The sequence below is a fragment of the Synechococcus sp. MU1651 genome (genome assembly GCF_023630635.1).
In the GTDB taxonomy this organism is placed as follows: Bacteria; Cyanobacteriota; Cyanobacteriia; order PCC-6307; family Cyanobiaceae; genus Parasynechococcus.
This window is the reverse complement of the sequence record NZ_JAKUHJ010000001.1, coordinates 406431-421897: the sequence shown is the minus strand read 5'-3', so window position 1 is coordinate 421897 and position 15467 is coordinate 406431. Positions and strand designations below refer to the sequence as shown.

Sequence of the window (15467 nt, the reverse complement as noted above, 5' to 3'; positions counted from 1 at the left end):
CCGTTCTCGAACCGTCGATGGGGGCGATCCTAATCGGGGATTTCAACAAACCCGCCGTCGATCAAGGTCTCGGCGGCTTGATCAGCGCTGAGCCCTGAGAGATCGATCGTGTCGCGTTTGGGCGATCGTGCCAGTTCATGGTCGTAACAGCGGTCGTAGTAATCGAGCGTGGCGCGGCAGGCGGTGGCCCAGTCTTCCCTGGCAATCGCTTCCAGGGCTTCCTTGGTGCGCTGGGGCCCCAGGCGACGGCTGATACGTTCGGTCGCCTCAGCCAGAGCGGCTCCCCCCTGGTGGCCGTACACCTGCACCAATTGGTGCACCCGTTCCCCGAGGTCGCGCTGAATCTCCAGCACAGGGGCCTCTTGCATCTGATCGAAAAGGGCCTTGGGAATGCGGCAGCGGCCCACCTGGATGCTTTCCGCTTCCAACCAGATGGCTGTGGCCCCACGGCGTTGGTGTTGATCCAGGGCCTCAGCCAATTGGTTTTCGTAGTGCTCGGTGCTGGGTTGATCCGGCAGACCCAAACCGCCGAAACTGCTGCCGCGGTGGTTGGCCAGCCCTTCCAGATCAACCACGGCTGCACCGCGCGCGGCCATGGCCAACAGCAGATCGGTTTTCCCTGTTCCCGTTCGGCCTCCCATCACGCGAAGGGGCCAGATCTGCTCAAAGCGGCTCTGGGCCCAGCGCCGATAGCTCTTGTAGCCCCCCTCAAGGAGCCTTGGCTTGAGATCGATCTGCTGGGCAAGCCAGGCCACACTGGCCGAGCGCATTCCGCCCCGCCAGCAGTAGATGCGTGGTTCCCCCTGCTGACGCAGGCTCTCCAATTGGCGCGCCAGGCTGCTGAGCTTGGGGCCGGTGAGTTCAAGCCCCAGGTGAATTGCTGGTGTGCGTCCCTGCTGCTTGTAAGCGGTGCCCACCGCGGCACGTTCCTCATCGTTGAACAGCGGCACGTTGATGGCGCCGGGCCAGTGCCCCTTTTCAAATTCGCTGGGGCTGCGAACGTCCACCAGTGGACCTTTCAGCTCGCGAAGCTGCTGGATCTCGATTGAACATGTCTCGCCCATGCCTGACATAGTGGCCAACACCGAGCCAGTTGGGGCCGGTTGCCACTCATGCTCTCCGGTTCCACACCCGCCACAAAACTCAGCATTGATCAGCTGCTGGATCGTTTCGCGAAGGGAACACCTCGCCAGCGACGTCCGCTGATCAAGCAGATCGAAACCCGCGCCGACGAGTTGGCTGCGGTGGGCCCAGACCTTCTTTCTGGCTTTGACCCCGCCGGTGATGACTGGGCTGCAGGTTGGATCTTGCAGGTATTGCAGCGACACCATCCCGATGCAGTCACCGCTCTCATCGCGTCGTCCGATCGAGGCTGGTTGACCACTGATTCCGGGGTTGGCCTGGATTACGGACCGCTGCAGCAGGAGCTGCTCGATCAGAACTTTGAAGAGGCGGATCGCGTCACCAGCCAGTGCCTGCGTGAATTGGCCGGTGATGCCGCCGTGAAACGGGGCTACGTCTACTTCACAGAAGTTGCGCCGATGTCAGGCGTTGATCTGGTCAGTCTTGATCGCCTCTGGACGGTCTATTCCCAAGGTCGCTTCGGCTTCACAGCCCAGTCCCAGTTGCTGTCAGCCCTCGATGGGCGTTACGAACGCCTTTGGCCCCGGATTGGCTGGAAATGTGATGGCGTCTGGACGCGTTATCCCGGTGCCTTCACCTGGTCGATCGAGGCTCCAGAAGGGCACATGCCGTTGATCAACCAGCTCCGTGGCGTTCGCCTGATGGATTCCCTGTTGAATCATCCGGCACTTGTGGCCCGCAGATCCTGACGGGGCTTCCCATCAACGGTAAGTTCGAAACACCGACGTCAACGGGCCCCACTGTGCCGTCCAAGAGGTTTCGCTGGGCTGAGTTCACCTTGCCGTCGACCCTGCAGCTGGCTCCTCTGCTGGAGCTGCTGACCGAGCCCGTCGGTTGTGTTCTCACCAGTCAGCGGATTGAGCTGGGGTTGCATGAAGCCCTGGTCAATGCCGTTCGCCATGGCAATGCCGAGAACCCCGCCAAGAAGCTCCGTGTTCGCCGCATCCTCACGCCCAACTGGATGGTCTGGCAGGTTCAGGATGAGGGTTGCGGCCTCCCACAACAGTCCCGCACAGCCACCCTGCCGCCGGCTCTCGATGCTCCCAGCGGGCGTGGGTTGTTCCTGATCCATCAATGTTTTGATGATGTGCGCTGGAGCCGCCGGGGGAATCGCCTGCAGCTGGCCTGCCGTCGGCCCGTCAGTGACGCGGACAGCCCGGATCCTTCAGCTTTCCTTTGAACCACCCCAGTGCCTGTTGGGTCAGGTTCTCCACGTCGGCGCTGTCCCCTTGGCGGAGCAGTTGCACCATCGCTGCTGCTAGTAACTCAGCTCCACGCCGCTGCCGGTTGCTCTTCAGCTGATGCCAGTCGCGATCGCCGATGCGGAGCAACTGGTGCAGTTCTTCCGCCTTGGCTGTAGCGGAGTCGGGCCATGGGGCGTCAGGTGAAGTCATCCCTGAATCATCAGATCGATCTAGTTTCGGTTGATGTGGGTGCAATGGCGTGGAACAGCGCAAAGGCCAACGACGCGTTCGTGAACTGCGTTGGTTGCACCATGCCTCACGGCTGGTGTTGCAAGGGCAATGTCAGGCCCATGCCCGGTCGGGTGTTGCGGCGCGGCGATGGCTGCAGCGCCGCAAACTTGCTGCGAATCTGATCACGCAACGGCCTGTGGGCTGGACCTTCTCCCCAGTGTCTAGAGAGCGCTTCTGGAGATCCTTACGCTTCGGTGGAGCCGGCTTTACCTTGGCCTGGCTGCTGGCGCAGCTTTGAACGCATCAGAAGATCAGGCCACCCGTTGGCGATGGGCTTGGCCAACCACCACCAGCGAATTCGAGGCCGGTGCTGATTCCTTCGTGGGTGTAACCCCCGCGGGCTGTGCCATGTCCTGACCGCGAAGCCAGGCATTGTGCAGGGCTCGCCTGCGGCGATCTTCAGACAACACCAAACGATCGGCTGCAGCCTGAGGGCTTTCCCCAGGCATCACGGCCGTGCGCAGGCAGATGCCGAACCCATGGGCTTCGACCTGCACATGGCCTTCCATCAGCACCACCTGGAATGTCCAGCCCTGAAGCCAACGCAGCCTGAAGGGATTGGTCATGACGTTCCCTTCGGGATTCAGCACACCCTATGGCTCGCAGCCGTTCGTGCAAGGGACGCTGTCAGGGAATCCCCTCAGCTGGCCTCTGGGATGGGTTTGCGTGCCGACCAGACCCGCGTCATGAAGTGGGTTTCCGCGGTGATGCCTTCGAACCCTGCAGCTGAGAGGCGGGTGTCGATGTCGTCGCCGATGTAGTCGCGGTAGTAGGGCTCATGGAAGACGCGCCTGAAATTCTCCATCACGGAGGCGAACTTGGCTGAATCGGCCATCTGCACAGAGTCGGCAAGCACGAACACACCACCGGGTTCAAGCACCCGCCAGGCCTCGTTGAGCACGTTCTGGCGGGCATCCGCCGGAAGTTCGTGCAGCAGGAACACACTGGTGACGGCCTGAACCGATTCATCAGCCAAGGGCAGTGATTCCCCGTTGGCACGGATCAGCTGAACCAGCGATGCATCGCCGTCATTCAGCCAGCGGTTGGCTTGACGCAGGTACGACTCGGAGAGATCGGTTCCGATCAGTTGCGCGTGGGGAACGGCGGCGCGGATCTGCTGCAGGGTCCGGCCGGTGCCGGTAGCCACATCGAGAATTTTGAGGGAACCCGGAGCACGGTCTGCGAAGTGCTTCAAGCCGCGTTTCAGGGGAGCCAAAACCCTGCGTCGCATGGCATCGGCGGTGCCATTGAAGAGGATCTCCACCTGCAGGTCGTAAAGACCAGCCGAATGGTCACTCAGGTAGCCGTCGGTTTGATGGTGAAAATTCTGGAGGTAGTACTCGGGGTAGAGCGCTTTTTCGGTTTCCTTGGGCAGATCCCGCACATTGCGCTCGCGGCGTCGATCCCAGGTGGAGGGAAGATCCATCCAAACCTGCGGGTAGCGGCTGACCCAGTCGAGCCAGGGTGCATCAAACAACAACTGCTCGGGGTAGATCCCCTGTTCGGCGTCCTGCCAGTCCTGTTCCTGGAGTTTCCTCATATCCAGCTGCAGCTCTCCAAGAACTTCGGCGGACACGGGCTCGGTTTTCGGCACCGCATCTGGCGCCAACAGCTCCATCAGCTTGGTGCTCAGCTCCTTGTGGGCCAGGCCCGCGATGCTTTTGCCTTGCTGAAGCGTTTGGTACGCAAGCTTGCTCAGGGGCGTTGACGCCATCGCGGATTCAGACAACAAACCCATTCCAACGAATGAGGCGCACAATCGCGTGGCCAGCAGTCCACAAAAAAACCCGCCTCCTTGGAGGCGGGTCGTGGGATGCACGGGCGCTGATCAAGCGTCGTAGTACATGGTGAATTCGTGGGGGTGAGGCCGCTGGCGCAGCTGCTGCACCTCCTCGTACTTCAGGTCGATCCAGTTGTCGATGAAGTCGTCGCTGAACACACCGCCAGCGGTGAGGAAGCCGCGATCAGCATTCAACGCTTCCAGGGCACCGTTGAGGGATGCGGGGACCGTGGCGATCTTCGAGAGCTCTTCAGCCGGAAGTTCGAACAGGTCGCGATCTTCGCCATCGCCGGGATCGATCTGGTTCTTGATGCCGTCCAGACCAGCCATCATCATGGCGCTGAAGGCCAGATAGGGGTTGGCGAGGGCATCGCCGGAGCGGAACTCGAGGCGCTTGGCCTTCGGGCTCGGGCCGGTGAGCGGGATCCGCACGGCGGCAGAGCGGTTGCCCTCGGAGTAGACGAGGTTCACCGGGGCTTCGAAACCGGGCACCAGTCGCTTGTAGCTGTTGGTGGTGGGGTTGGTGAAGGCCAGGAAGGCGGGGGCGTGCTTGAGGATGCCGCCGATGTACCAGCGTGCCGTCTGCGAGAGGTTGGCGTAGGTGCCTTCGCCGAAGAACAGGGGCTGACCGCCTTTCCAGAGGCTCTGGTGCACGTGCATGCCGGAGCCGTTGTCGTTGAAGACCGGCTTGGGCATGAAGGTGGCCGTTTTGCCGTACTTCCTGGCCACGTTGCGCACGACGTACTTGTAAGTCATCACGTTGTCGGCGGCCTGGATCAGCTCAGCAAATTTCATGCCGAGTTCGTGCTGACCCGCGCCTGCTACCTCGTGGTGGTGCTTCTCGGTGGGAATGCCCAGCTGACCCATCAGCAGGAGCATCTCGGAGCGGATGTCCTGGGCGGTGTCGTTGGGAGCGACAGGGAAGTAGCCCTCCTTCTCCTGAATCTTGTAGGCGAGGTTGCCGCCTTCTTCGATCCGTCCGGTGTTCCAGCCCGCTTCGATCGTGTCGACGCTGTAGAAGGAACCCCCTTCAGCCGAGTTGTAGCGGACGTCGTCGAAGAGGAAGAACTCCGGCTCAGGACCGAAGAAGGCCATATCGGCCAGGCCGGTGCTGGCCAGATGATTCAGTGCCCGCTGGGCCAGGGCGCGGGGGCAGCGCTCGTAGGGCTGGCCGGTGCGTGGCTCCTGAATCGAGCAGATCATGCTCAGGGTTTTGTGCCGGTAGAAGGGGTCCACCCAGGCCGTGTTGGCGTCCGGCACCATGGCCATGTCGGAGGCCTGGATGCCTTTCCAGCCGCGGATGGATGAGCCGTCAAAAGCCAGGCCCTCCGTGAAGGATTCTTCCTCCAGCAGATCGGTGCACACCGTCAGGTGCTGCCACTTGCCGTGCAGATCGGTGAATTTGAGGTCGATCAGTTCGATGCCTTCGTCCTTGATCTGGCGCAGGACGTCCTGGGGGGATTTCGACATAAGAAGGGACTGCTCGACTGAATTGTGCAGTGATGTGACCGTATACAGCCACAAGACACCATTTTGTATCAAGGGGTACGTTTCAGCTGCTGGAAGGCGACTGCGTAACCGTTTCTGTCAACTTGGCTGAAATGCAGGCATGCCAAAGGATCTGCCCGCCTCAACGGTGTTAGCTTCCGCTGGGGATCCTCTGGAGATTCAGGGACATGCGCGATGCAATCAGCGGTCTGATCGGTCGTTACGACCAGCTGGGTCGCTATTTCGACCGCCCGGCGATCGACAGCATCAATGTGTATCTGGATGAATCTGCACTGCGGATTCAGGCCGTAGAGCTAATCAACGGATCCTCGGCCGAGATTGTGCGTGAGGCCAGCCAGCGCCTGTTCCGGGATGAACCCGACCTGTTGCTGCCTGGCGGCAACGCCTACACCACCCGTCGGCTCGCCGCCTGCCTGCGGGATATGGACTATTTCCTGCGTTACGCCAGCTACGCCCTGGTGGCCGGTGACAGCACGATCCTCAATGAGCGTGTGCTGAACGGACTCGACGACACCTACAAGAGTCTCGGCGTTCCCACTGGCCCAACGGTCCGCAGCATCGTTCTGCTGGGAGAGGTTGTTTCCGAGATGCTTCTGGCCAACGGTGCTGCATCCGATCAGCTCGCCACCGTTCTTCAGCCGTTCGATCACCTGGCCAAGGGCCTGGGTGAAACCAATGTGCGCCAGCGCTGATCCAGCACGCTCAACGCAAGACCTGAACAGATTGCAATCAAGCCTCCCTCACCCCTTCCAAGGGGCGTGACTGCGTAGGCTCAACACTCGAACCAATGAACAGGGCTTTGGCGACGACGAACTCACTCCTCTCTGTTGACGATCGTCACCGCAAAGCCTTTGCACCGATCGGCACACCCGACCGCCTCCTGCTTGGACCAGGCCCCTCCAACGCCCATCCAACAGTTCTGAAGGCTCTGTCGCGAACCCCGATTGGTCACCTTGATCCTCTCTATGTGGATCTGATGGGCGAAGTGCAGGAACTGCTGCGTTACGCCTGGCAGACCGACAACCGCCTCACGCTTCCGATGAGCGGCACCGGCAGTGCTGCCATGGAGGCAACCATCGCCAACACCGTCGAGCCTGGAGACACCGTTTTGGTGGCGGTGAAGGGATACTTCGGCCTGCGTCTGGCTGACATGGCCGGCCGCTATCGCGCTGAGGTGAAAACCATTGAAAAACCCTGGGGTGAGTGGTTTTCCCTCGATGAGCTGGAAGCTGCCCTGATTGAGCACAAGCCCGCCATCTTGGCGATGGTCCATGCCGAAACCTCAACGGGTGTCTGCCAACCCATGGAGGGCATCGGCGACCTCTGCCGGAAGCATGATTGCCTTCTGCTGCTCGACACCGTCACTTCTCTGGGGGGCGTTCCGCTCTACATCGATGAGTGGAAAGTCGATCTTGCCTACAGCTGCAGCCAGAAGGGCCTGAGCTGCCCTCCCGGACTCGGACCCTTCACCATGGGCCCCCGTGCTGAGGCCAAGATGACAGCCCGTCAGGGCAAGGTGCCCAACTGGTATCTGGATGTTTCCTTGTTGAACCAGTACTGGGGCAGCGATCGCGTCTATCACCACACCGCGCCGGTCAACATGAATTTCGGCATGCGTGAGGCCCTGCGTCTCCTGGCTGAAGAAGGTCTCGACCAGGCCTGGGCACGCCATCGCAGCAATGCGGAGATGCTCTGGAACGGGCTGGAAAGTCTCGGCCTTTCGATGCATGTGCCGGCCGAGCGCCGACTGCCCACCCTCACCACAGTTCGCATCCCTGAAGGTGTGGATGGCAAGGCCTTCAGTCAGCACCTGCTCAACAACCACGGCATTGAAGTTGGTGGTGGACTCGGCAGCCTGGCCGGCAAAATCTGGCGCATCGGCCTGATGGGCTACAACTCCACCCCTGAAAACGTGAACCGTCTGCTCAACCTGTTTGAGACAGAGCTGCCTCGCTTCAGCGGTTCCGTCGCCGCCGCCGCCTGAACCAGCGTTCCAGCTGCTCCCTCGCCTCGGGTTCGCGCACGCCCTGAATCACGTTCATGTGGTGATGGGCACTGGCATGGGTGGAGAGGTCAAGGCTTCCCCCCAGGCCACCGCGCTTGGGATCTGACGCCGCAAAAATCACGGTTCCCATGCGGGCCTGCACCAGGGCCCCCGCACACATGGGGCAGGGTTCGAGGGTGACGATCAGGGTGCAACTGTTGAATCTCCAGTCGTTCTGAACGATCGCTGCCTGTTGCAAGGCCACCAGTTCGGCATGCCCGAGGGGATCCCTGTCGTTCTGGCGCCGGTTCCGCCCATGACCGATGGCTCGGCCCTGTCCATCCAGGATCACTGCTGCCACCGGAACTTCTCCTTCCGCTCCAGCCTCCTCCGCGCGCTGGAGCAGAACATCCATCCAGCGAGTGAACTCATCCCGCTGATCCACTGCTGTTCCACGTTGTCCTTTGAGCACCATCCCACGAGACGCGAAGATCGGTGCAGTTCACGGGTCTCCGTTGCAAGCCTGTTCCGAGTCTCAGCACCCACCGGATCGGCTTGCTCCGTTCGCCATCCCCTCGGCCGAAGACCCGGTGCTGAGGAACTTCCTGCATCGCAGTTCGGATCTGCTCTGCCGTTGGATCGGCTCCGCTGATCGATCAAGCCCGGTCCCCGTCATGCGGCCCTTGCCTGACGTGGCACCAGGGCTTGATGGGGCCAGCGTTGAATCGCTGCTCAGTGATCTTCAGCAGGTGATGGATGGGGCGTATCAGCCGTCCCATCCCGGTGCTCTCGCCCATCTCGATCCGCCCCCGCTGACCGCGTCCATTGCAGCGGAATTGGTCTGTGCAGGTCTCAACAACAACCTCCTGGCCGAGGAGCTTTCGCCTGGTCTGACCGGCCTGGAACATGACCTCTGCCGCTGGTTCTGCCACAGGATTGGCTTGCCTGCCGGTTCCGGAGGGGTGCTGGCCAGCGGCGGGACCCTGAGCAATCTCATGGCCCTGGTGGCCGCACGGGCGGCGTTGAAGGCCAGCCATCGGGATCCTGTGCTGCTATGCAGCCAAGACGCTCACGTCTCGATCAACAAGGCGGCAAAGGTGATGGGGCTGGCGGATGATGCCCTTCAGACGCTTCCCGTGGCCGCGGATGGTGGGCTTTGCCTCGAGGCTTTGGCCAAGCGTTTGAGAGCTCTGCAAGCGGAGGGGCGGCCTTGTCTGGCGGTGGTGGCCACGGCCGGCACCACAGTGCGTGGAGCCATTGATCCTCTGTCGGATCTGGCAACCCTCTGCCGTGATGCTGGGGTCTGGTTGCACGTTGATGCGGCCATCGGCGGTGTGTTCGCCCTCACGGCCCGCCATGCCTCTCTGATGGATGGCATGGAATCTGCCGATTCGATCACGCTGAATCCCCAGAAATTGCTGGGCATCACCAAGGCGTCATCCCTGCTGTTGCTTCGGGATCGAACCCATCTGCGTCAGGCCTTTTCAACAGGATTGCCCTACATGGAGGTGCCAAAGGGGATGGATCATGGCGGGGAGATCGGCTTGCAAGGCACCCGACCTGCGGAGATCCTCAAGCTTTGGCTGGGCCTTCGCCAGTTGGGCGAGGCGGGCATCGAAGCAACGCTCAGCGGAGCTTTGCAACGGCGAACCGCCTTCGCAGCCCAATTGGACCCGGAGAAGTTCACGTTGCTGCCGGGTGACCTGCACCTGCTGGCCTTTCATCCCAAACATGGAGATGCTGCTGCAGCCGGCCGTTGGAGTGAAGACACCCGGCAAATGCTGCTGTCTCACGGCTACATGCTGTCGCGACCCTTTTACGGCGACCGTTTCTGCCTCAAGGCGGTTTTTGGAAACCCCCACACCACGGCTCAGCACCTCAGCGACCTGTCGGGACGACTGAATCAATCGCTGGCTCCAGCCTGATCGTTCACAATCGCCATCGTTCGAGACGCTCCGATGCCGGAACAGCAGCAGGGTTCACGCTGGGTTGCCATCGTCACCGGGGCGATCTCCGTGGCGATTGGTGTGCTCTATCTGCTTCTGATCACCGTTCTGGATGCCCGGGGGCCGATGCTTCCCCCTCCTGCTGAGGCCCTGGCCGGGGGGGAAGACGTCCCGCCGCCGACTGCTGAAGCGGTTCAACCACTTGCCGCATGGCACTGGCCAGAAAGCGCTGCAGTGAGAGTTCCCGTCGGTTGAGCTCAAAGGCCTGTTGAACCACGGTCTGCATGCCACCGTCACCCCAGTCCTGGTCCTGTTCGAAGTAGCGCATGAAACTGCTTCCGGCGATTCGGGTGAGCCATGCGGTCACCACCCCCTGGAGCACCTGCCCCAGCACCAGAGTGGGCAAGCTCAGGCTCAGGCTGGTGCCCAGCAAGCTCATGGCACCTTTGACGATGCCCAACTTGCCCAGGGTCTGTCCAAGGGACAGGGCCAGATCCTTGGCGCGATCACGGGACATCTCGACCCCATAGATCTTGGCCATCTCCAGGATCATCTGGGCATTCACCGCTGCTGTGCTCAACAGATCCACCCCGGGCAGCGGATTGGCAGCGACAATCCCCGCTCCCATCCAGCTGTAGCGGTCAATGCAGCGTTTGGCTTCCCGAGACCGCTGGTCGTTCAAGAGGTCACGCCCGCGACTGTCGAGGGATCGGCACTGCAGAAGGATGTTGTCGGCAATCAATTCCTCCCCCTCGGCGTGCAGCACAACGGCGAGACGCTGCAGCAGATCGCTGACGTCAGGCAGCGGCTGCAGCGGGCGACGGCCGGGTTGAGGAATCGATTGAGGAGAGGCGCTGCAGGCCACCACATCAGCAGCGTTGAGCTGTCCCTGGCAACGGGAGCGAAGCACCTGCAGGAGCCTTTTCTCCTCGTCAACTCCGCGTAAATCCCGCTTGTTCAGCACCAGGAGCAGCCGCTTGCCGAGCCCGGCGAGCGAGGTCACGACGGCGTATTCCGAGGCTCTGAGGTCCCCGTCCACCACCACGATCAAAAGATCGGCACGAACCGCCCGACGACGGGCTGTTTCCTCCCGGCTGAGTCCTTCGTCTCCGGCTTCCAGGATTCCTGGGGTGTCCACGAGCTGAAGACCACGCTCCAGGCCTTTCAAACGCAGCCGGTAGGCGCGGCTGGTTTTGGTCACGCCCATGGGCGCTCCCACATCGCCGACCATTTCATTGAGCAGGGCACGGATCAGTGATGTCTTCCCACTGGATCCAGTGCCGAACACCACAACCACCAGATCGCCTCGCTTCAGTTCCTCGGCGACCCGGTCGCGTTCGTTCTGAAGGCTGCGGCGACTGATGTCGTCCTGAATGCGTTCGATCAGACGATCCACATGGCCGAGGCTGGTGGTCGCGGCATCCCTCCGGTTCTGTGGAGCCGGGGTGGCTTGGCGTGGGTGTTGGCTTGGGCGTGATTTCAGGCGTTTCCACATCGGCCAACCCACCTGCACCGCCAGGGTGGCCACCAGCGCGAACCCCAGCAGCAGCACCGGCGTGAGCAACCAGGGAGGCAGGAAGTAACTCAGATCCCACAGCAGGCTGCGGATGGTCTGAACGGCAGCGCCGATCAGCACGAGTGCCACAAAGGCAACGGCGAGACCGATCAGCAACCGGGTTTGGCGTTTCATGCCTGCGTCACACCAGCCTCAGGGCAAGTTTGGGTCAGCCACGGCTGTTGTCACGAAGGCTGTTGTCACGAAGGCTGCTGTCCCCCCGGCGGGTCCAGAGGTCGATGGCAAAGCAGAGCACGGCGAGATTGATGGCGACATCCGCCCCGTTGAAGATCGGGAAATCGATCGGTTCGAGGGCCAGAAAATCCACCACATGGCCTAGGCGCCAACGGTCGATCCCATTGCCCACGGTTCCACCCAGAAGCGCAGCAGCGGCGAGGGCCTGCCAGAACGGCAGCACCCGTTCACGCCAGATCCATAGGATCAGCCCGATGCCCACCCCCAAGCTGAGCAGCCCAAGCAGGGCAGTGGAGCCCTGCAGAACACTGAAGGCCGCGCCGGTGTTGTGCACCAATTGCAGCGAGAGCAGATGTGGCAGCAGGGGTAGGGATTGACCCTCTCGCAAAGCGCTCGAGGCCGCCGCCTTGCTCAACTGATCCACCACCACGATCACCAGGGCAATCAGCAGGGTTGAGCGACGTGGAAGTGGTCTCGTCATGGCTCGATGATCAGCAACCGACGCAGCACAATTGAAAGCAATCCTGCACCGATGCAGAGCAGCATCTGAGCCGGTAGCGGACCGATTGAAAACTGCATCAGCAGCTCGGGGAAACCAAGGCTCCATCGCCCCAGCAGTGCCCCGAGGGTGAGATTCAGCACCCCGCAGATCTGGAGAACGAGCAGCCCTGCCAGGGCACAGAGCGACTGTCTGGGCAGGTCATCCATGCCGTCCTGCTGGGCCAGTCGACCGGTGAGCCAGGCTGCGGGCACGAAGCCCGCGAGATAGCCGAAACCCGGTTCAAGCACGTAGTTCAGCCCTCCACCGCCATGGAACACCGGCAGACTGAACAACCCCAAGCTCAGATAGCCAACAGCGGCCATCACGCCGGCACGCGGGCCACTGACCATGGCGCAGAGAAGCAGCGCTGGCACCTGCCACGTGACCGGCAGGGGGAGAAGGACCGGCTCGGGAGCAGGCAGGAACAATGCGGCCGGCACAAGACCACCGATGAGGATGGCCAGCAGACCCGCCAGGGCACCACACCAGGAGGCGAGAGCCCTCACATCACTCACTCAACTCGGCCCATCCTGCTCGACAATGCAGATCCTGCCCAGTTCAGATGTCGGTATCCATTGGTGATCAGCTGCGCCTGTCGCAGCAGCTTCCGTACCTCAAGTCGGCGGATCCGATGCCGATGCTGCGACCGCCGGATCTGGTGGCCGCCGGTGAAGTGGGCGAGGTGGTTGCCCTTCATCCGATGGACACGGTTGCTGTGCGTTTTCGCCGGGGCACGTTTCTGATCCCCCTCGATCGGCTGGATCCGGTGGATGCCGCTGAGGTGGACTAAGCAGCGTCCCGCCGATCCCAGCGCCGTTCAAGCTGCTTCAGTGCAGCGAAGGTTCCGCACAGGCTGAGTCGTGGTTCCCTCAGCCAACGTTGGGCGGCATGGAGCACATCCGTCGGTGTCAGTGCCGCAAGAGCCCGCACACAGCGCTGGTCATGATCGTCGGGGAGCCCTTGGGCCTTCAGCTGAACCCGTCGCTCTGCCCGTTGGGAGCAGGTCTGCAGGCCCTGGGCGAGCTGACCGATGTACTTAGCCCGTGCGAGCTCGAGTGCGGCCTCACTGAGGGGTTGCTCACTCAGCTCGTCCCAGATGTTCAGCAGCAAGTCCAGCGCGAGCTCTGAGCGCTCCTCCACGCTCGAGGCCATCAGCACAAAGGGCGCCGGTCCTGCCAGGGCAGGGAAGTGCGCGGCCACGTCGTAGGCCACGCCATGGTCTTCCCGCAGGCGCTGGAACAGCAGGCTCGACATCCCCACGCCCAGATGGCACTGCAACAGGCGCAACGCCAGTTCATCCGGGTGTCCATGCCCCAGCGTCGCCTGCCCAAGCATCAAAACCACCTGTTCGGTGTCCATTGCTTCGAGCTGGATCGTTTCGGTTCCTACCGCTTCGGCGAAGGGACGACGGCCTGAGCGATCGTTGCCGCTCCCTTCTGGCCAGTCGCGAAAGTCCTCAAGTGAGCCAATCGTGTCGATGATTTGCGGTGGGACGCTGCCCGCCAGGGCGAGAACGCTCGATGCCCTCGGTAGCCGCTCGGCCAGGGGGAGAAGTGCCTCCCGATCCAGATCATCCAGCTCTTCAGCGATGCCCATCGGGTCGTGGCCGTAGCCCCCGTTGCCATAGGTCAGCTGCCGCCATCCGGTCGTGGCGCAATGGAAGGGATCCTCCCGCTGCCGTTGCAAGGCCTGAATCGTGAGCGAACGTTCAAGGGCCACCTGGCCAGGCTCAAGCCGGGGGGAACGAACCATCTGGGCCAGCAGGGGCAGGAGCTGCTCCGCGTCTTCCACCGTGCAGCGCAGGCTCAGCACGAGCGCATCTTCCTGGGCATCGCAGCGCAGACCTGCTCCGCATCCCTCAACAAGGTCCGCCAGGTCAACGTGGTTGTGTCGTCCACAGCCGCGGCTGAGCAGTGATGCCAGCAGGTCATGGGCACCCCGTGTTCCTGCAGGGTCGTCGGCGCTGCCGAAAGGAAGCAGCAGTTTCGCGGCCAGAATCCCCGGGCTTGAGACCGGTTCGATCAGCAGTTCGGGGTTGCTCATCCGTCTTTCGTCTTTGCCTGGGCGGTCAGCACAAACGCCTGTTCGGGTTGAAGCCTTGGGAACAGGTCTGAGCGAAGCCGCTCGGCCGTCCATGGCGGCAGGAAAGCAAGAGGATGGAGCAGATCCTGCTGCCGGTCCCAGAGGGTCTGGCTGGCGCTGAGCCCAGACACCTGGCCCGTCGATTCCAAGGCATAGCGCAGTCCGTTGCTCACCAGCTGCTGGCCCCGTTTCAGCTCCTGATCGCTGACGAGCTCTTCCGCCATGGCGCGCAGCTGCCGGTTCACCTCGTCTTCCACAGCCTCCAGATGCTCGTCTGGACAGATCACCTCCAGCGTGATCAGGCTTCCCTGCTCCAGAACCGAGAGGTCCATCGACACGCTTTCAACGATTTGCAGTTCCTCCCTCAAGCGGTTCACGAGACGACTGCGTCGTCCTTCCCCCAGCAGGGTTGTGGCGAGATCAGCGGCCATCACGCCTGTTTGATCCTGGGCCCGTGGAGCTTCCCAGAGCATCAGCAGTCGGGCGGATTCGAGCCGGTCCACAACAACGCTTTCGCGTCCAGGACGCACGCTCAGGGGCGATGACGGTGATGAGGGCTCAGGCGCATCCAGGAGGTCCGCCAGAGCCGAGGAACCCAGGGCACTGCGCAGCTCCGCTGACGAAGGCCCGGCCATCGCCAGACAGCAGTTGGAACCGCGGTACTGCCGCTGATGAAACGCCCGCATGGCCTCGGGCGTCATGGCCTCCAGGCTGCGGGGGGTACCCAGGATGGGTCGGCCGTAGGGGTGCTGGTCACAGCCCTTGCTCAACAGCAGTTGCAGCACCTGCTCATTGGGTTGATCGGCGTACTGAGCGATCTCTTCAAGCACCACCCCCCGTTCCGTGTTGAACCCGTCAGGCTCGAGGCTTGGCTGCAACACCAGTTCCAACAACAGATCCAACGCTTCGCGGGCTCGATCCGGGGGTGTCAGCACGTGGAAGTGAACGTCATCAAAGCCTGTGGCGGCATTGCTGCTGCCCCCCAGAGCTTCGATGGCTTCATCGAATGCCCCTGCGGCCAGCCGCTCACTTCCCTTGAACACCATGTGCTCCAGGAAATGGGCCATGCCCTCTTCCCCTGGCTGCTCACTGGCACTGCCGGCACGGCACCAGAGATCGAGACAGGTCAGGGGTGCATCCGGCATGTCCGCCGTCACGCAGCGCACTCCGTTGGGGAGGGTCCAATGGTCCAGTGGGGGACCGGAGAACGGAAGGTTCAGAACTGCGTGGCAAAGTTCCATTCTGTGCCTGCCCCTT

At 62.2% G+C, this 15467-nt stretch carries 18 protein-coding genes; 7 read left to right on the top strand and 11 right to left on the bottom strand.

The window, feature by feature from the left end; genetic code table 11:
- Positions 1–29 precede the first annotated feature (29 nt).
- Positions 30–1073 carry a tRNA 2-selenouridine(34) synthase MnmH gene (gene mnmH, locus NCN05_RS02470; protein WP_250396912.1) on the bottom strand — a complete coding sequence of 348 codons (1044 nt, stop codon included), beginning with the start codon at positions 1071–1073 and terminating at the stop codon, positions 30–32.
- Between the two features lie 39 nt (positions 1074–1112).
- On the opposite strand from mnmH, the gene NCN05_RS02465 reads away from it, so the two are divergent.
- Complete coding sequence (locus NCN05_RS02465) at positions 1113–1832, top strand: GUN4 domain-containing protein (RefSeq protein WP_250396833.1); 720 nt, start codon at positions 1113–1115, stop codon at positions 1830–1832.
- A 53-nt stretch (positions 1833–1885) separates the two neighbouring features.
- Positions 1886–2323: an ATP-binding protein gene (locus NCN05_RS02460; protein ID WP_250396832.1), complete on the top strand. Its 438-nt coding sequence runs from the start codon at positions 1886–1888 to the stop codon at positions 2321–2323.
- Here NCN05_RS02460 and NCN05_RS02455 read toward each other — a convergent pair.
- Complete coding sequence (locus NCN05_RS02455) at positions 2283–2537, bottom strand: DUF6439 family protein (protein ID WP_250396831.1); 255 nt, start codon at positions 2535–2537, stop codon at positions 2283–2285. The two genes, NCN05_RS02460 and NCN05_RS02455, sit on opposite strands and share 41 nt — an antisense overlap.
- A gap of 49 nt (positions 2538–2586) precedes the next feature.
- On the opposite strand from NCN05_RS02455, the gene NCN05_RS02450 reads away from it, so the two are divergent.
- The gene (locus NCN05_RS02450) at positions 2587–2856 is read left to right on the top strand and encodes a hypothetical protein (RefSeq protein WP_250396830.1); all 270 of its coding nucleotides are present in this window, start codon (positions 2587–2589) and stop codon (positions 2854–2856) included.
- A 13-nt stretch (positions 2857–2869) separates the two neighbouring features.
- Here the strand turns inward: NCN05_RS02450 and NCN05_RS02445 are convergent, their stop codons facing one another.
- From NCN05_RS02445 to glnA, 3 genes are all read right to left on the bottom strand, one after another.
- Positions 2870–3184: a copper-binding protein gene (locus NCN05_RS02445; protein WP_114989051.1), complete on the bottom strand. Its 315-nt coding sequence runs from the start codon at positions 3182–3184 to the stop codon at positions 2870–2872.
- A 74-nt stretch (positions 3185–3258) separates the two neighbouring features.
- Positions 3259–4332 (bottom strand): class I SAM-dependent methyltransferase, encoded by a 1074-nt coding sequence (locus NCN05_RS02440; RefSeq protein WP_250396911.1) that lies wholly within the window; start codon positions 4330–4332, stop codon positions 3259–3261.
- A gap of 114 nt (positions 4333–4446) precedes the next feature.
- Positions 4447–5868 carry a type I glutamate--ammonia ligase gene (gene glnA / locus NCN05_RS02435; protein WP_250396829.1) on the bottom strand — a complete coding sequence of 474 codons (1422 nt, stop codon included), beginning with the start codon at positions 5866–5868 and terminating at the stop codon, positions 4447–4449.
- A gap of 206 nt (positions 5869–6074) precedes the next feature.
- On the opposite strand from glnA, the gene NCN05_RS02430 reads away from it, so the two are divergent.
- Positions 6075–6599 (top strand): allophycocyanin subunit beta, encoded by a 525-nt coding sequence (locus NCN05_RS02430; protein ID WP_115008950.1) that lies wholly within the window; start codon positions 6075–6077, stop codon positions 6597–6599.
- A gap of 95 nt (positions 6600–6694) precedes the next feature.
- Positions 6695–7891 carry a pyridoxal-phosphate-dependent aminotransferase family protein gene (locus tag NCN05_RS02425; protein ID WP_186542228.1) on the top strand — a complete coding sequence of 399 codons (1197 nt, stop codon included), beginning with the start codon at positions 6695–6697 and terminating at the stop codon, positions 7889–7891.
- Here NCN05_RS02425 and NCN05_RS02420 read toward each other — a convergent pair.
- Positions 7863–8366: a nucleoside deaminase gene (locus NCN05_RS02420; RefSeq protein ID WP_188022167.1), complete on the bottom strand. Its 504-nt coding sequence runs from the start codon at positions 8364–8366 to the stop codon at positions 7863–7865. The two genes, NCN05_RS02425 and NCN05_RS02420, sit on opposite strands and share 29 nt — an antisense overlap.
- A 40-nt stretch (positions 8367–8406) precedes the next feature.
- Here NCN05_RS02420 and NCN05_RS02415 point away from each other — a divergent pair, with 40 nt between their 5' ends.
- A complete protein-coding gene (locus NCN05_RS02415) occupies positions 8407–9816 on the top strand; it encodes a pyridoxal phosphate-dependent decarboxylase family protein (protein WP_250396828.1) in 1410 nt (469 codons plus the stop codon).
- Positions 9817–9937: 121 nt separating this feature from the next.
- Here the strand turns inward: NCN05_RS02415 and NCN05_RS02410 are convergent, their stop codons facing one another.
- Genes NCN05_RS02410 through NCN05_RS02400 form a run of 3 tightly spaced genes read right to left on the bottom strand, consistent with a single transcriptional unit; the run spans position 9938 to position 12634 of the window.
- Positions 9938–11527, bottom strand: coding sequence for a YcjF family protein (locus NCN05_RS02410; protein ID WP_115162117.1), 1590 nt, complete (start codon positions 11525–11527; stop codon positions 9938–9940).
- A gap of 34 nt (positions 11528–11561) precedes the next feature.
- Positions 11562–12068: a signal peptidase II gene (gene lspA / locus NCN05_RS02405; protein WP_250396827.1), complete on the bottom strand. Its 507-nt coding sequence runs from the start codon at positions 12066–12068 to the stop codon at positions 11562–11564.
- Positions 12065–12634: a biotin transporter BioY gene (locus NCN05_RS02400; RefSeq protein ID WP_250396826.1), complete on the bottom strand. Its 570-nt coding sequence runs from the start codon at positions 12632–12634 to the stop codon at positions 12065–12067. Before NCN05_RS02400 ends, lspA begins: the two co-directional genes overlap by 4 nt.
- Positions 12635–12690: 56 nt before the next feature.
- On the opposite strand from NCN05_RS02400, the gene NCN05_RS02395 reads away from it, so the two are divergent.
- Positions 12691–12918: a DUF3148 domain-containing protein gene (locus tag NCN05_RS02395; protein WP_006849608.1), complete on the top strand. Its 228-nt coding sequence runs from the start codon at positions 12691–12693 to the stop codon at positions 12916–12918.
- Here the strand turns inward: NCN05_RS02395 and NCN05_RS02390 are convergent.
- Positions 12915–14171 carry a M16 family metallopeptidase gene (locus NCN05_RS02390; protein ID WP_250396825.1) on the bottom strand — a complete coding sequence of 419 codons (1257 nt, stop codon included), beginning with the start codon at positions 14169–14171 and terminating at the stop codon, positions 12915–12917. The two genes, NCN05_RS02395 and NCN05_RS02390, sit on opposite strands and share 4 nt — an antisense overlap.
- A complete protein-coding gene (locus NCN05_RS02385; RefSeq protein WP_250396824.1) occupies positions 14168–15451 on the bottom strand; it encodes a M16 family metallopeptidase in 1284 nt (427 codons plus the stop codon). Before NCN05_RS02385 ends, NCN05_RS02390 begins: the two co-directional genes overlap by 4 nt.
- Between the last annotated feature and the right edge of the window lie 16 nt (positions 15452–15467).

What these genes read in the sequence shown, in the direction of transcription:
- NCN05_RS02430 (WP_115008950.1), top strand. Translation starts at nt 6,075, where the DNA reads ATGCGCGATGCAATCAGCGGTCTGATCGGTCGTTACGACCAGCTGGGT.
- mnmH (WP_250396912.1), bottom strand. Translation starts at nt 1,073, where the DNA reads ATGTCAGGCATGGGCGAGACATGTTCAATCGAGATCCAGCAGCTTCGC.
- NCN05_RS02425 (WP_186542228.1), top strand. Translation starts at nt 6,695, where the DNA reads ATGAACAGGGCTTTGGCGACGACGAACTCACTCCTCTCTGTTGACGAT.
- NCN05_RS02455 (WP_250396831.1), bottom strand. Translation starts at nt 2,537, where the DNA reads ATGACTTCACCTGACGCCCCATGGCCCGACTCCGCTACAGCCAAGGCG.
- NCN05_RS02395 (WP_006849608.1), top strand. Translation starts at nt 12,691, where the DNA reads ATGTCGGTATCCATTGGTGATCAGCTGCGCCTGTCGCAGCAGCTTCCG.
- glnA (WP_250396829.1), bottom strand. Translation starts at nt 5,868, where the DNA reads ATGTCGAAATCCCCCCAGGACGTCCTGCGCCAGATCAAGGACGAAGGC.
- NCN05_RS02445 (WP_114989051.1), bottom strand. Translation starts at nt 3,184, where the DNA reads ATGACCAATCCCTTCAGGCTGCGTTGGCTTCAGGGCTGGACATTCCAG.
- NCN05_RS02420 (WP_188022167.1), bottom strand. Translation starts at nt 8,366, where the DNA reads ATGGTGCTCAAAGGACAACGTGGAACAGCAGTGGATCAGCGGGATGAG.
- NCN05_RS02410 (WP_115162117.1), bottom strand. Translation starts at nt 11,527, where the DNA reads ATGAAACGCCAAACCCGGTTGCTGATCGGTCTCGCCGTTGCCTTTGTG.
- NCN05_RS02390 (WP_250396825.1), bottom strand. Translation starts at nt 14,171, where the DNA reads ATGAGCAACCCCGAACTGCTGATCGAACCGGTCTCAAGCCCGGGGATT.
- NCN05_RS02465 (WP_250396833.1), top strand. Translation starts at nt 1,113, where the DNA reads ATGCTCTCCGGTTCCACACCCGCCACAAAACTCAGCATTGATCAGCTG.
- lspA (WP_250396827.1), bottom strand. Translation starts at nt 12,068, where the DNA reads ATGACGAGACCACTTCCACGTCGCTCAACCCTGCTGATTGCCCTGGTG.
- NCN05_RS02440 (WP_250396911.1), bottom strand. Translation starts at nt 4,332, where the DNA reads ATGGCGTCAACGCCCCTGAGCAAGCTTGCGTACCAAACGCTTCAGCAA.
- NCN05_RS02385 (WP_250396824.1), bottom strand. Translation starts at nt 15,451, where the DNA reads ATGGAACTTTGCCACGCAGTTCTGAACCTTCCGTTCTCCGGTCCCCCA.